General features: G+C 64.1%; 9 protein-coding genes. 6 read left to right on the plus strand and 3 right to left on the minus strand.

Annotated elements, in window-relative coordinates:
* The first annotated feature begins 228 nt into the window (after nucleotides 1–228).
* Nucleotides 229–2,478, plus strand: a complete 2,250-nt coding sequence (uvrB, locus tag ACODSL_RS05180; RefSeq protein ID WP_488899569.1) for an excinuclease ABC subunit UvrB — start codon at nucleotides 229–231, stop codon at nucleotides 2,476–2,478.
* A gap of 88 nt (nucleotides 2,479–2,566) precedes the next feature.
* Nucleotides 2,567–5,593 carry an NACHT domain-containing protein gene (locus ACODSL_RS05185; protein ID WP_488899570.1) on the plus strand — a complete coding sequence of 1,009 codons (3,027 nt, stop codon included), beginning with the start codon at nucleotides 2,567–2,569 and terminating at the stop codon, nucleotides 5,591–5,593.
* A 384-nt stretch (nucleotides 5,594–5,977) separates the two neighbouring features.
* Here the strand turns inward: ACODSL_RS05185 and ACODSL_RS05190 are convergent, their stop codons facing one another.
* Nucleotides 5,978–6,196, minus strand: coding sequence for a DUF4287 domain-containing protein (locus tag ACODSL_RS05190; RefSeq protein WP_488899571.1), 219 nt, complete (start codon nucleotides 6,194–6,196; stop codon nucleotides 5,978–5,980).
* An 893-nt stretch (nucleotides 6,197–7,089) separates the two neighbouring features.
* Complete coding sequence (locus ACODSL_RS05195; protein WP_488899572.1) at nucleotides 7,090–7,404, minus strand: YbjQ family protein; 315 nt, start codon at nucleotides 7,402–7,404, stop codon at nucleotides 7,090–7,092.
* Between the two features lie 267 nt (nucleotides 7,405–7,671).
* Between ACODSL_RS05195 and ACODSL_RS05200 the strand changes: the two genes are divergently transcribed.
* Entirely contained in the window at nucleotides 7,672–9,195 is a 1,524-nt protein-coding gene (locus ACODSL_RS05200; RefSeq protein WP_488899573.1) for an MFS transporter, read from the plus strand.
* Here the strand turns inward: ACODSL_RS05200 and ACODSL_RS05205 are convergent.
* Complete coding sequence (locus ACODSL_RS05205; protein ID WP_488899574.1) at nucleotides 9,176–10,423, minus strand: serine hydrolase domain-containing protein; 1,248 nt, start codon at nucleotides 10,421–10,423, stop codon at nucleotides 9,176–9,178. The two genes, ACODSL_RS05200 and ACODSL_RS05205, sit on opposite strands and share 20 nt — an antisense overlap.
* Nucleotides 10,424–10,527: 104 nt before the next feature.
* Between ACODSL_RS05205 and ACODSL_RS05210 the strand changes: the two genes are divergently transcribed.
* The 3 genes from ACODSL_RS05210 to ACODSL_RS05220 all read left to right on the plus strand — a co-directional run bounded on the left by ACODSL_RS05210 (nucleotide 10,528) and on the right by ACODSL_RS05220 (nucleotide 15,517).
* A complete protein-coding gene (locus ACODSL_RS05210) occupies nucleotides 10,528–12,441 on the plus strand; it encodes a PAS domain-containing hybrid sensor histidine kinase/response regulator (protein WP_488899575.1) in 1,914 nt (637 codons plus the stop codon).
* Nucleotides 12,442–12,548: 107 nt separating this feature from the next.
* Nucleotides 12,549–14,282, plus strand: coding sequence for a class I adenylate-forming enzyme family protein (locus ACODSL_RS05215; protein ID WP_488899576.1), 1,734 nt, complete (start codon nucleotides 12,549–12,551; stop codon nucleotides 14,280–14,282).
* Between the two features lie 14 nt (nucleotides 14,283–14,296).
* Nucleotides 14,297–15,517, plus strand: a complete 1,221-nt coding sequence (locus ACODSL_RS05220) for a TetR/AcrR family transcriptional regulator (RefSeq protein ID WP_488899733.1) — start codon at nucleotides 14,297–14,299, stop codon at nucleotides 15,515–15,517.
* The last annotated feature ends 44 nt before the right edge of the window (nucleotides 15,518–15,561 follow it).

Below are 15,561 nucleotides of genomic sequence, written 5' to 3' on the forward strand. Positions count from 1 at the left end.
GGGGAGGGGGACCAGCCGGAGGCTGGTGGAGGGGGCAGCGCGAGAGTCTCCGAAGGGGCCGGAATTCAGGAGGGGACCGCCCCCGCTGGCGCCGGCCCCTCCACCATGCTCCGCATGGTCCCCCTCCCCGCTACGCGGAGAGGAACGAGCCTATGGCCATCCTGCTGCCACACCCCTGTCAGCAGCCGCCTCTAGCCTTCCCGCGCCCCACGCCCTACCTTCCTGTTCATGGCCCGTTCCCCCGAGATCCAGGCAGGCGTCGCCGACGTCTCCGCCGCCTTCGTCCATGACCTGGCCAATGCCGAAGCCCTGCCGATGTGGGCCCCGCACCGGCCGCAGCGGCCGGCCAAGTCCGAGGGCGGCATCCCGTTCCGGCTGGTCAGCGACTACAGCCCCGCCGGCGACCAGCCGACCGCCATCCGCGACCTCGTCGCCGGCATCAAGGAGCGCGAGCACGACCAGGTGCTGCTCGGCGTCACCGGCTCGGGCAAGACCTTCACCATGGCCAGCATCATCGCCGAGACCCAGCGTCCGGCCCTGATCCTCGCCCCGAACAAGACCCTCGCGGCCCAGCTCTACAGCGAGTTCAAGAGCTACTTCCCGGACAACGCGGTCGAGTATTTCGTCAGCTACTACGACTACTACCAGCCGGAAGCCTACGTGCCGCGCACGGACACCTTCATCGAGAAGGACTCCAGCCGCAACGAGCAGATCGACCGCATGCGCCACAGCGCCACACGCGCGGTGCTGGAGCGCGACGACGTGATCATCGTCGCCTCGGTCAGCTGCATCTACGGCATCGGCTCGGTCGAGACCTACACGGCCATGACCTTCGAGCTGGCGGTCGGCCAGAAGATCGACGACCGCCAGCTGGTCGCCGACCTGGTTGCCCAGCAGTACAAGCGCAACGACGCGGCCTTCGAGCGCGGCACGTTCCGCAAGCGCGGCGACACGATCGAGATCTTCCCCGCCCACTACGAGGACCGCGCCTGGCGCGTCGGCCTGTTCGGCGACGAGATCGAGACGATCCAGGAGTTCGACCCGCTGACCGGCCGCAAGACCGCCGACCTGCCGTCGGTGAAGATCTACGCCAACAGCCACTACGTCACGCCGCGCCCGACGCTCAACCAGGCCATCACCCACATCAAGGCCGAGCTGAAGGAGCGCCTCGACTGGATGGTCGCCAACGGCAAGCTGCTGGAGGCCCAGCGCCTCGAACAGCGCACCCGCTTCGACATCGAGATGATCGAGACCACCGGCAGCTGCGCCGGCATCGAGAACTACAGCCGCTACCTGACCGGCCGCCGCCCGGGCGAGCCGCCGCCGACCTTCTTCGAATACATCCCCGACAACGCCCTCCTCTTCTGCGACGAGAGCCACCAGACGGTGCCGCAGATCGGGGCCATGTACCGCGGCGATTACCGCCGCAAATGGACCCTGGCCGAGTACGGCTTCCGCCTGCCCAGCGCGCTCGACAACCGCCCGCTCAAGTTCGAGGAGTGGGAGGCCATGCGGCCGCAGACGGTCCACGTCAGCGCCACCCCCGGTCCGTGGGAGATGGACAAGGCCGGCGGCGTGTTCGCCGAGCAGGTCATCCGCCCGACCGGCCTGATCGACCCGCCGGTCGAGGTCCGCCCGGTGACGAAGGACAACGCCAGCCAGGTCGACGACGTCATCGCCGAGGCTCGCGAGATGGCCGCTCGCGGCTACCGCACCCTGGTCACGGTCCTCACCAAGAAGATGGCCGAGGACCTCACCGAATACATGCACGAGCAGGGCCTGCGCGTGCGCTACATGCACAGCGACGTCGACACCCTCGAGCGCATCGAGATCATCCGCGACCTGCGCCTGGGCGCCTTCGACATCCTCATCGGCATCAACCTGCTGCGCGAGGGCCTCGACATCCCCGAGTGCGGCCTGGTGGCCATCCTCGACGCCGACAAGGAGGGCTTCCTCCGCTCGGAAACCAGCCTGATCCAGACCATCGGCCGCGCCGCCCGCAACGTCGACGGCAAGGTGATCCTCTACGCCGACCGCATCACCGGCAGCATGGAGCGGGCCATGGGCGAGACCCGGCGCCGGAGAGACAAGCAGCACGCCTGGAACCTCGAACAGGGCATCACCCCCGAGAGCGTCAAGAGCCGCATCAAGGAGATCCTCGCCTCGCCGTATGAGCGCGGCGACCGCGTGAACATCGACGTCGGCGTGGCCGAGGACGCGCGGCCGTTCCTGGGCAGCAACTTCCAGGCGACGCTACGCGACCTCGAAACAAGGATGCGCGAAGCCGCCGGCAACCTCGAGTTCGAGACCGCCGCGAGACTGCGCGACGAGATCAAGCGCCTGAAGATGATGGACCTCGAATTCGCCAACGACCTGATGACCGGCGAAGGCGAGACAGCGGACAAGGCCGCGCCGATGCGCGAGCGGAAGGCGGCGCGGGCGGAGGCTCAGGAGCGGTTTCGGAAGGGGCGGTTGTAGGGGGGCTGAAGCACCACCAATACAGGAGCCTTGCGCAATTTAATCGGGAACGCCAATCTAGCCTCGACCATCAGCAGGACTGGATTCCATGGCCGTCCCAACAAGTCTTGCCCTGAAAATACTCGGCACCGCCTTGGTAAGAGGCGTTTCTCTGGTTTTGCCGAAAATTCTGCGCCTCAGAAAGATTGACGGCCAACTCCGGCAAATCGAACAAAAGAGTGCCTTAGTTCAAACTGCCCTTGCCGACTTCGAAATTGTGATTGGTAGTTACCACGGATCACTTTCCGAACAATTACACGCGTTTCTAACAGAATTGCCGAAAACTGGCATCGCGGATTCTATGGTTGAATCCGCAATGATCGGTCAATCGTCACCAACCACTGAACGGCTATTCAATGAACTGCACAACCGCTTTTTCATATCGTCGGAGAAAGACTATAAGCCTCTGTATTTATCTCTAATAAATAGTTTCAAAATCACCATCCGCGAACTCTCCAAAGACAAGGTCATTTATGAACTAATAGGTATTATTCATAAGAGCATTGGAGAAAAATTAGATCGAATTGAGCAAAGTCTCGTTGTCTCGTCCGATTGCGTGGAACGGACATATGATAGCCTAGCGCCGTCACTACATCGCATTGCGAAGGCTCTTCAACAATCATTCCGTATGGTTCGAGTCGAAACTACAAAAGGTGCCCGCAATGTCGATATCACGGACATATATATAGCACCCCGACTGCTTCTAAGATCATATATGAATACCAATGCATCAAACCCTCATTCCACCACAGATCGCTTGGTAAAGCTCTTTGCGCCTTCCGTTCAACGCGGCGCATACAATTCGAAACTTTCGCATCTATCCCCAATTGATGGCGCCACTCTTGAGTTATCGACCTTTTCATTTAGCGAAATAAGGCACAGCCTGCGCCGGATCGTAGTTCTCGGTGACCCTGGAGGCGGCAAGAGCACCCTCTGCCAGCGCACATGCTACGATCTGGCAAAGAACGCCGCGCTCGCCCTTCAATATGGGGACCGCCGAGAAATACCGCCTGAAGAACAAAAGATTCCAGTACGCGTCATTTTGAGACTTTTTGAGAAAGCACGCATAACAGAACCGCAACTCGATATATTTACATACATATGTCGCGACATAAAAAATATTGCAAATTTAGAATATACGGAAATAAAACCTTGCTTGGAGTATCTTTTCTCAACTGGCCGAGCCCTATTTGCTTTTGATGGCTTAGATGAAATATTGGAAACTTCTCGGCGTCGAGATTTTGTAGACCTAGTTCACGCCTTCTCCAATATGTTTCCACTATGTCCAGTTCTCGTCACGTCGCGAGTTGTGGGGTACGATTCCGCCTCGCTCAACGATGACTTTGAGCAATTGGTGCTCGAAAAATTCGACGAATCTGAAGTTCGAGAATACACAGTAAAGTTCATGCAAGTGGTGGGGGAGCGTGAACTCGCTGTCGCGAAATCTGAAGGCGATCGTTTCATACAACAAACACGTCTGAACGCGGAGGATTTGCGGACGAACCCGCTGATGTTGGGTCTTATGGCATGGCTGTTTCTATCGCGGGGCGACGTCCCATCAAATAGGCCGGAAATCTATCGTGACTGCGCTATCCTCATGTTCGAAAGATGGGATCAAGACCGTGGTATTCACGCGGATATCCCCAAGGGCTTCGACCGACTACAATTGTTCAGCGCACTTGCCGCTCAAATCTATGTGGACCCAAGTCTAAGAGCTGGTGTCGAGACGAAGTGGCTTGAGATGGCCGTTCGGGAGCACTTCATTCCCCTCTACGAAAATCCGGCAAAGGCGGCGGCGGCCGCAAAATCTTTGGTCAAATTTCTCGTGGGCCGAGCATGGGTAATGACAGAGGTCGGCGAAAATGTTTTCGCGTTTACACACCAAACATTCCTAGAGTATTTCTTTTCGAAAAGCATAGACGATCGCTTAGACACAACAAGAGACGTGATTAATGAGCTAAAGCCGAGAATTTTAAAGAAAGAATGGGATGTTGTATCTCATCTGGCCATTCAGATGAAGACATATAGAAACAACAGAAGGCAGGAAGAGACGGCGGCGGCCTTGCTGGATATTGTGGCGCGTGCCAGGAGTATAAAAGGACGTGAGGCGGCGATTTCATTCTTGGCTCGGGCATTAGAATATACGTCGCCCACCGAAGCCTGCGTGAAGCGCATTCTGGAGGAAATTTATCAGAATTGCCTGTCCGATGATTCTGGACAGTTGTCATTTATCATACTCGAACTGGCCAGGCGGAGCGCGCGATCTCGTTCTGAGTTTGTCGACCGACTGCTAATTGATTTTCTTGTCCGCGATGTAAAAGGATCGAATTCTGAACACGCGCTTAGAGCTGCGCGGCAAATAGGCTATTTTGAAACTTCGCCACAAATGCAACGACGCGTCCGACCAGTTGCTCCGGCGCTTTCGCAAGACATTCGTTATCCAGCAATGAGGGACCTTGCAGTATTTATCGCCTCAAAGGCGTCGGTGGACGACGACTACGCTAGAATGGCATGGTCTTGGTACGGATTGGCGAGTTTGGATGCGATGCAGCGGGGCGGAGTTGAAATTTATGCGTCGACTGCGATTACGGATGGAATATGGACTATCGACGGCATAGCTAGCATGTGCTTAGCGGCGTCTGATCTTTATTCTACAAATTTTGACAATCCGCTGCTTACGATGAATGCCGCTAGAGATGCGCTCGGAGCGGTTGGACGATTCCTCGCGTCTTCAGAGCAGTCGACCTACAACCGTCCAACTCGCCTGGGCTTACAAATTCCCGCATTTGTCTGGGGTACTGTGGTCGAAAGCCTCTCAAGCGACCCATATGCAATGTTGGCAACACTAGTTTCTCTAAACTCCCAACGTGGCTCTCATTTGGAATCAGGTATTCGAACTGAAGACGAAGTTGCATCGATGTCGAAGATGAAGATTGAAATCAAGAAGTGGGCCGACGACGGCGGGCGCGGCATCGCCAGTGTAGGTTATTTGGATGGCATCGCGACAAATGCGACCGCCCTGATAGATGGCACCTTAGAGCGCTTGAAGCGTCTTCGGAATCGAGTGGCCGCCTAAGGGGTCCCAACGGATCGCCACCACCCCCTTCATCTCAAGCCGATACGATCGCCGGGCGGGCAAGTTTCGTCGCGGAGTCGGCGGATAGCCGCCGCATGCGGCGCGAAGGTCGCGCCGCCGCTCCTCAACTCAAGGGCGCTGTGCGTCGCGGAGCGACAGGCCCGCAGGGCCTGCGTCGGCGGACCAACCTGGACCGTCCGGCACGCTGGCCTGCATGAGATCAAGGGCGATCCCCCTTCCCCCTCGATGGGGGAAGGGTCGGGGATGGGGGTGCGTCCGCGCTCGGGCGCCGAAGGGCGCTTAGGGCTCGGCGCCGTCACGGTCAACCTCACAAGCCGGGGCTACACCCCCAACCCTGCCCTTCCCCCATGGAGAGGGAAGGGTTCAGTCCCTCTTCCCCTTCAGCAGCGCCACGATGGCCATCGCGTGCCCGTGCCCCAAGGCGAAGTCGTCCTTGAGCCACTGGACGATCTGGCCGGCCTTGACGCCGGGGCGCAGGCCGGCGGCGTCGGCGAAGCCCTTGTCGGCGGCCATGGCGCGGAAGTCGGCGGGGGTCTTGCCGGTCTTCGCCTGGATGTTGTCGAGGTAGGCCTGAAAGCTCATGCCGGCATCATCGCCGGGCGGGGCAGCAAGGCAAGCCTTCCTCTCCCGCGAGGGAGAGGGGGACCCTGCGGAGCAGGGTGGAGAGGGAAGCGCCGCTGGTGGATGGTCGAAACGCCGACGATCCGGACGTCCCTGCCGATCCCACCGCCTCCCTCTCCACCAGCCTCCGGCTGGTCCCCCTCTCCCTCGCGGGAGAGGAACGCCGCGCCTAGATTCAATCCGTCCGCGCCCAACCCGCTGAAATCCCACACTTCCGTCCGGCCTTTCCGACCGCAAAGAACAATCTTCCCATCACCCCCTCACACCGCCCCCATACTCTCCCCATCCCGCTGCACGGGGAGGGCGCTGAGGCCAGGCGATCCGATGCGGCGGCGGGGTGGAGTTCGAGCGGGTAGCTCTGACGGCGTCAGTCGTTCAGGTCCCGTCCAGGCCGGCGTTGGAGCAGGGCGGGGCGGGCTAGCGGAACGGCCTTTGGCCGAACGAGCGGCAGGTGAGCGGGGGTTACGCTCGCGGTCCGGGGACGGCTTCGCCGCCGCCCGCCCGCCGGAGGCTTCTGCCGGCTAAGCGTCAAGAGCGCTGCCTTCCGGCGGCTCCCGGATAACGGACTTCGTGGCGCGCGACGGTCTCGGCCTTCTTTGCACCCCTCTCATCCGGTTGAGACCGGAGCGCGCCGCGCCCTCCCCACCCTCGCTGGAACCAGCGAGCTCGCGAACCCGCGCCACGATCATTCCTCCCCGCGAAGCGGGGAGGGGGACCGCCGGAGGCGGTGGAGGGGCGGCTCCGGCCGCGCCGGAAAGACCGGAATTCAGGATGGGGCCGCCGGCGATCGCGCCGCCCCCTCCACCAGCCTTCGGCTGGTCCCCCTCCCCTCTGACGAGGGGAGGATTTCCGGTCTACTCCACCACCACCGCGGTCCCGTAGGCCAGCACCTCGGTGATGCCTTCCATGATCTCGTTGGCGTCGTAGCGCATGCCGATGATGGCGTTGGCGCCCATCGCCTGCGCGTGTTCGACGAGGTGGTCATAGGCCTCGGCGCGGGCCGTCTCGGCCAGGTTGACGTAGATCGACAGCTTGCCGCCGAAGATCGCCTGGATGCCGCCGCCGAGGTTGCCGATGACGCTGCGCGAGCGGACCGTGATGCCGCGCACCAGGCCGATATGGCGGACGACGGCGTGGCCGGGGATGTCGTTGGTGGTCGAGACGAGCATGGGAGGGCTCCTGGGTGGCGGCCGGCAATGGCGCGGTCAAAGGGAGTAGGGTGTAGGTCGCAGGGCGTAGCAAGCCGGCGCCGACGCGACCGACCCCCACCTACTCCCTACTCCCTACTCCCTACTCCCTACTCCCTACTCCCTACTCCCTACTCCCATGAAACCTTCGTCATCCGCCCCGGTTGCGATTGACTCGCACCGCGACCATACCCCACCTTCGAAACCGGCTCGCGGCGTCAGATCGCGGTCGCTTCGGGAGGAGACTGCATGACGGATGACGCGCGCCCGGCCGCCGCGGCCGGTGGCCACGTCGCTGGCCTGGGGCCCCGCCCCCGGGTCGGACTCGGGACCCGGATGCTCTACGGCTTCGGCTCGATCGCCTACGGCATCAAGGACAACGGCTTCCGCGTCTTCCTGCTGCTGTTCTACAACCAGGTCATCGGTCTGGAAGCCGGCAAGGTGGCGCTGGCGATCATGGTCGCCATGCTGATCGACTGCCTGATCGACCCGATCATCGGCCATATCTCCGACAACTGGCGCGGCCGCTGGGGCCGGCGACACCCGTTCATGTACGCCTCGGCCCTGCCGGTGGCGCTGTCCTTCCTGCTGCTGTGGAACCCGCCGGCCTGGAGCCACGACGCGCTGTTCTGGTACCTCGTCGCGGTGGCGGTGCTGATCCGCACCTTCATCACCCTCTACGAGATCCCCTCCTCGGCCATGTCGGCCGAGCTGACCACCGACTACACCGAGCGGTCGGCGATCCTCGGCTGGCGATTCTTCTTCGGCTGGTGGGGCGGGCTGGCGCTGACGGTGGTGATGTTCTTCGTGTTCCTGCGGCCGACGCCGGAGTATCCGATCGGCCAGCTGAACCGCGACGGCTACGCCCACTACGGTTACCTCGCCGCGGCGCTGATGTTCATCTCGATCCTCGTCTCGGCGGCGGGCACGCACCGCTTCATCCCCTGGCTGCCGCAGCCGAAGCCCGACCGCGGCCTGACGCTGGGCCAGACGGTCCGGGAGGTCGGCAAGACCCTCGCCATCCGGCCGTTCATCGCCATCACCGGCGTCGGCCTGCTGGCGGCCATCGCCCAGGGCGTCAGCTTCTCGCTGGCCTTCTACTTCTCGACCTACTTCTGGGGGCTGAACTCAGCCTGGACGGGCTTCCTGGTGATGGACAGCTTCATCTCCTCGTCGATCGCCCTGGTCGCGGCGCCGATGCTGACCAAACGCTCGGGCAAGAAGGTCGGCGGCGCGATCCTGCTGGCGGCCTCGGTGCTGGTCGGCTTCATCCCGATGATGCTGCGGCTGATCGGCGTGTTCCCCGACAACGGCGAGATGATCGCCGGCACGGCCATCCCGGCGATCGTGCCCTGGCTGTTCCTCGACGGCGTGGTGCGCGGCATCCTCGGCATCACCGCCGCGATCCTGATCACCGCCATGCTGGCCGACGTGGTCGAGTACAGCGAACAGCGCACCGGTCGCCGTAACGAGGGCCTGTTTTTCGCCTTCACCAGCCTGGTGCAGAAGGCGGTGTCGGGCGTCGGCGTGATGGTCGCCGGGGTCATCCTGACGCTGGTCAGCTTCCCGCGAGGGGTCAAGCCGGCCGACGTCGACCCGGAGGTGATCCGCAACCTGGCGCTGGTCTACATGCCGACGCTGGCGCTGCTGTACGGCGGCGCCCTGGCGGCGATGACGGCCTACAACATCACCCGCGCCGGCCACGAGGCGACGGTGGCCGAACTGGCCGCCCGCGCCGAAGCCGCGGAGGCCGCTACCCCGCCACTTCCGTAAGCGCGGCGTACACCAGCGTCCGCAGCTCACGCCGCACCGGGTACGCCGACGACGGCAGCAGCTGGGTCAGGAACACCACGGCCAGGTCCTCGACCGGATCGACCCAGAAGAAAGTGCTGGCCGCGCCGCCCCAGAAGAACTCGCCCTTGCTGCCGGCGATCATGGTCGCGGCGGGATCGATGGTCACGCCGAAGCCGAGGCCGAAGCCGACCCCGGCGTAGGTCGCCTCGCTGAACAGCGACTTCGACATCTGGGTCAGGTCCTTGCCGCCCGGCAGGTGGTTGGAGGCCATCAGCTGGACGGTCTTGGGGCCCAGCAGCCGGACTCCGTCCAGCTCGCCGCCGTTCAGCAACATGCGGGCGAACCGCATGTAGTCGTCGGCCGTGCTGACCAGCCCGCCGCCGCCGGAATGGAAGCCGGTCTCGGTCAGGTAGGGGCTCTTGGCCGGATCGTCCTGCAGCGCCGGCGCGCCGGGCTTGACCGTCTTCGACCCCAGCACCCCCGCCGCGTAGCAGGCCGTCAGCCGGTGGGCCTTGTCGGCCGGCACGGTGAAGCTGGTGTCGGTCATGCCCAGCGGACCGAAGATCCGCTCCTGCAGGAACCGCTCGAACGGCACGCCACTGATCTGGCCGACGAGGTAGCCCAGCACGTCGGTGCTGACCGAGTAGTTCCAGGCGTCGCCCGGCGAGAACTGCAGCGGGATCGTCGCCAGCTTGGCGATGAACTCGTCGAGGGTCCCGAACCGCAGGTCCTCGGCCACCTTCAGCTTGCGGTAGGCGGCGTCGATGTTGCCCTGCATCTGGAAGCCGTAGGTCAGGCCGCTGGTGTGGCGCAGCAGGTCGATGATCATCATCGGCCGGCTCGGCGGGGTGGTCGCCCAGCCCGCGTCGGTGCCCGCGGCGAACACGCCGAGATTGGCCCACTCCGGAATGTATCTGGCCACCGGCTCGTCGAGCGCGACCAGTCCTTCCTCGACCAGCATCATGAAGGCGACCGAGGTCACCGGCTTGGTCATCGAATAGATGCGGAACAGCGAGTCGGCCTTCAGCGGCGTCCCTCGCTCACGGTCGGCCAGACCCAGCGTCGTGTCATAGGCCAGCTTGCCGCGTCGCCAGACCTGCACCTGCGCGCAGGGCAGCTTGCCCGTATCGATGTAGCGCTCGGCCAGGAAGGGCGCGATCCGCGCCAGGCGTTCCGATGAGAAGCCAAGGCTTTCGGGTTTGGTCACGTCGCTCTCCTGCATTGGGCCCGACTCCCATATCGAACCGTCGGTATGCCGCAACCCAAACTTTACCTAACTGCCGCAGGGTGAACCCGCATTGGGGAACATCCATGGCCGGACCGACGAGGGCGAACGCCCCATCCGAGCTCGATATCGAAGCCGCGCGCTGGTTCTTCGAGAACTCGGTCGACATCTTTGTGCTGATCCGCGGCGGCGCCATTTCGCGGATCAATCCCGCCTGGACCGAACTGTCCGGCTGGTCGGTCGACGACACCGTGGGCCGGCCGATCGAGGACTTCATCCATCCCGGCGACGAAGAGATCGTCCAGGGCCTGGTCAATGACCTGATCGCCGACGGCCAGGGCCGGGCGGAGCACCGGCTGGTGCGCAAGGACGGTGACGTTCTCTGGGTTCGCTCACGGGTCAAGCGCGGCGCAGGCGACGCCACGATCGTCGTGCTGGAAGATGTCACCGCCGAACACCAGAGGGTGGCGGAGAGCGCCGATGCCGCCCGGACCAATGACCTGCTGCGCGAGGCCGCCGGGATTTTCGTCTGGCGCTTCGATCCGGAGACAGGGCTCTATGACATCGACACCGATCTCTCCAAGGCCGGCGCGCCCGGGGCTTCGGGCAGCAGGACCATCACAGCCGACGAAATGACCTCGGAAATCCACCCCGACGACCAGGCGCGGGTCGGCGAGGCCTTCTTTCATACGCTGGCCACGGGCGAGCCGCGGGTCGTGGAGTATCGTCACTTCCGCGCCGAGGACGGCGGCTGGGCGAGGCTGAGAGCCGCCTGGCGCGGCCTGCGCCGCCGCAAGTCCGGACGCTGGGACGTGCTTGGCCTGACCCAGGACGTCAGCGAAGTCGCCGAGGCGCGCGACGCCGCTCTCGGCGCCGCCGAGATCAAGGCCCAGTTTCTCGCCAACATGAGCCACGAGATCCGCACCCCGATGAACGGCGTGCTGGGGGTCCTTCACCTGCTCCGGAACGAGAACCTGTCCGTGGACGGGCGTCAGTTGCTGGAAGAGGCCCTCGGTTGTGGCCAGATGCTGGCCGAGCTGCTCAACGACGTGATCGATTTCTCGAAGATCGAGGCCGGTCGGCTGGAGCTTTCTCCCCAGCCCGTCGATCCAGCTGCTCTGCTGGACAGCGTCGCGGGCCTCCTGCGCCCGCAGGCATCAGGCCGAGGCCTCTGGCTGAACACCCATGTCGAGCCGGGACTCGGCTGGGCCATGGTCGATCCCGTCAGACTGCGACAGGTGCTGTTCAACCTGATCGGCAACGCCGTGAAGTTCACCCTGGTCGGGGGCGTCGACGCCCGCTTGAGCCGCGTGGAGCACGATGGCGAGAGCCGCCTGCGAATCGAGATCACCGACACGGGCGTGGGCATCGCGCCGGAGGCCCAGAGCGACCTCTTCCAGCGCTTCCATCAGGCTGACGGCTCCACGACCCGGCGCTTCGGCGGCTCCGGCCTGGGGCTGGCGATCAGCCGTCGACTGGCGGAGCTGATGGGTGGCGAGATCAGCTTCGAGAGTCGCCTGGGCGAGGGCTCGAGGTTCTGGATCGACATCGACGCACCGGCCGTCGACCCGAGCGCCACGAATGCTCCCGAGGCGGTAGACCTGCTCGATGGCCTGAGGGTGCTCGTCGTTGAGGACAACCCGACCAACCGCCTGATCGCCACGCGCATGCTGGAACAGCTGGGGGCGACTGTGGAAACGGCGGACGACGGTCGACTTGGCGTCGAGGCCGCCAGCCGGTCCGCTTTCGACATCATCTTCATGGACATCCAGATGCCGGTCATGGACGGCATGGAGGCGACCCGCGCCATCCGGGCCTTGCCGGATCCGATCCGGTCCACGCCGATCCTCGCCATGACCGCGAACGCCATGTCCCACCAGGCGGAGTCCTATCTGGCCGCCGGGATGAACGGCATCATCGCCAAGCCGCTGTCACCTTCAGCCCTGATCGCCCGGATCATCGCGCTCATGACGGACCCCGAGCAGGTCGCCGCGGCCTGACCCGCGAGAAATCGTGGCCGACACCCGTCGGGCCCGGAACAGCCTTTCCCCGGTCATACCGGATATTCTAGGCTGCGATCCAACAAGGAAGCCTCGAGGGAGCACCCATGGCCTGGCCCGTCAGATCCATTGCCGACTGCCATGCCATCCTGACCGCGCCCGGATCCCGCTTCGAGATCGAAGAGGTGATGATCGACGGCGTCCTGACCAGAACCTGGAAAAACTGTCCGGCCACGCTGCGGGATCTCGTGGCCAACGGCCGCGCCTTCGCCGGGCGTGACTTCCTCGTCTATGACGACGACCGGGCAAGCTTCGAGAGCTTCCACCGGGCGGTCGCTGCGTTGGCGGTGCAGCTTGCTTCAGACGGCGTCCGCAAAGGTGACCGCGTCGCCTTGGTGATGCGCAACCTGCCCGAATGGCCGGTCGCCTTCTTCGCGGCCGTGAGCCTCGGCGCCATCGTCACACCGCTGAACGCCTGGTGGACCGGCGCCGAGTTGCAGTACGGCCTCGCCGACTCCGGCGCGAAGATCGCCATCGTAGACACCGAACGCCTGGACCGGATTCTCGAGCACCTGCCCGACTGTCCCGACATCGAGACGCTCTATGTCTGTCGCCACGAAGGTCCGTTCAGCGATTCGCGCGTGCGGCGGCTCGAGTCGGTGATCGGCCCGGTGGGCGCCTGGGAAAGCCTGCCGGACCAGCCGCTGCCGACGACACCCATCGCCGCCGACGATCCGGCGACAATCTTCTACACCTCCGGCACGACCGGGAAGCCGAAGGGCGCGCTGGGCACCCACCGGACCATGACCACAAATGTCATGACCACCGGCGCGCAGCTGGCGAGGGCCTTTCTGCGCCGGGGCGAGACACCGGCGGCGCCGGACCCCGACGCTCCGCAACGGGTTACCTTGCTGGTCGTGCCGATGTTTCACGTCACCGGCTGTTCGGCGACCCTTTGCGGAGCCCTGAACAACGGCGGGCGGCTGGTATTGATGCGCAAGTGGGACGCGCTGGAAGGCATGCATCTGATCGAACGCGAGCGGGTCACCGCCACGGGCGGCGTGCCGACCATCGCCTGGCAACTGATCGAGCATCCTGAGCGGCGCCGGTTCGACCTGTCGACGATCGAAAGCATCTCCTATGGCGGCGCGCCATCGGCGCCGGAACTGGTTCGGCGGATCAAGGAGGTCTGGCCCAGGGCGTCCGCCGGCAACGGTTGGGGGATGACCGAGACCAGCGCCACCTTCACCAGCAACAGCGCCGAGGACTACGTGAACCGGCCCGACAGCTGCGGCGTCGCCCCGGCCGTCGGGGAGATGAAGATCATGTCCGTCGAGGGTGATCGAGAACTTCCCGTCGGAGAGGTCGGAGAGTTGTGGTGCAAGGGCCCGATGGTCCTGCGCTGCTACTGGAACCGGCCCGAGGCGACAGCGGAGACGTTTGTCGACGGCTGGGTGAGGACGGGCGACCTGGCGCGTCTGGATGAAGAAGGCTTCTGCTTCATCATCGACCGCGCCAAGGACATGCTTATCCGTGGCGGCGAGAACATCTACTGCATCGAGGTCGAGAACGTTCTCTACGACCACCCGGCAGTCATGGACGCGGCCCTGGTCGGCATCCCGCACAAGACGCTTGGCGAGGAACCGGGTGCGGTGGTGACGCTGAAGCCCGGCGCCACGGCGACCGAAGCCGAACTGCAGGCCTTCGTGCGTGAGCGGCTGGCCGCGTTCAAGGCGCCGGTTCGCGTGGCCTTCTGGCGTGAGACCTTGCCACGAAATGCCAACGGCAAGATCATGAAGTCCGAACTCAAGAGCGTCTTCGCTGGAGGTCCGGTCGCGTGACCTTGCAGGCCGACATGCCGGTCGCCGCCGCCACGGTGCGCTACGCGGCCAAGAAGGAAGCGATCCTGGCGGCCGCCACCGGCATCCTGAACCGGAGGGGCGTCAAGGGCATGACCCTGGCGGACGTCGCCGCGGATGTCGGGCTGATCACGACGTCGGTCACCTACTACTTCCGCCGCAAGGAGGACCTCGCGGCGGCCTGTTTCATCCGCGGGATCGACACCTTCAACGATTTGGCGGTCGAAGCCGCGTTGGCGACCGGAGCGCGGGCAAGGCTGGCCCGGTTCCTTGAGCTGTTTTTCGACCTCACGCGGAGAATCCGCACCAGAGAGGCCTCGCCGATCGTCGCGTTCAGCGAGATGCGGGCGCTGAAGGAGCCTCTGCGGACCCAGGTCTCGGACGCCTTCAACGACCTGTTCCGCAATATCCGGGGCGTGTTCGACGATCCCGAGTTTACCGACATGGACCGCCGGGAGGCGACGGCGCGGACCCACCTTCTGCTTGAGCAGGCCTTCTGGACCGTGACGTGGCTGCCCCGCTACGACATCGAAGACTATCCCCGCATCAAGGACCGGATGTTCGACATCCTGTCCGGTGGCCTGGCGGTGGGCGCGCGGGCCTGGGCTCCGCCGCCGCTGCCTGAACCGGAAAGAGCCGACACGCCGGCCCCCGACGCCGCGCAGGAAACGTTCCTGATCGCCGCGACCCGACTGATCAATCGCAAGGGCTATCGCGGGGCGTCTGTCGACGACATCTCGGCTGAACTGAATGTCACCAAGGGCAGCTTCTATCATCACCACGACGCCAAGGATGATCTGGTGGCGGCCTGCTTCGAGCGGACCTTTGCGCTCATGCGCGGCGTCCAGGTGGCGGCGCGCGGGCTCAAGGCCGACCAGTGGACGCGCCTGGCGGCCGTCAGCACCGCGCTCGTCGAGTATCAGCTCTCCGAGAGCGGCCCCCTGCTCCGCGCGTCGGCGATGACGGCGCTGCCGGAGGACCTGAGGTTCGAGACCGTTGAACGGTACAACCGCGTGTCGGACCGGTTCGCGGGCATGATCTCGGACGGCATCGCGGAGGGCTCGATCCGGCCCGTGGACCCGCTGATCGCCGCGCACATGCTGAGCTCCATGATCAACGCTGCCGCATCACTCGGACTGTGGATTCCGGGCCTGGAGCGCGAGGAAGCCGCGGCCCTGTTCGCGCGGCCACTGCTGCTGGGTGTCTTCACCCGCTAGCCCTGACCCTCAGGCAAAAAGAAAGGGGCGGCCGAAGCCGCCCC

The sequence above is a fragment of the Caulobacter sp. FG121 genome (genome assembly GCF_057809815.1).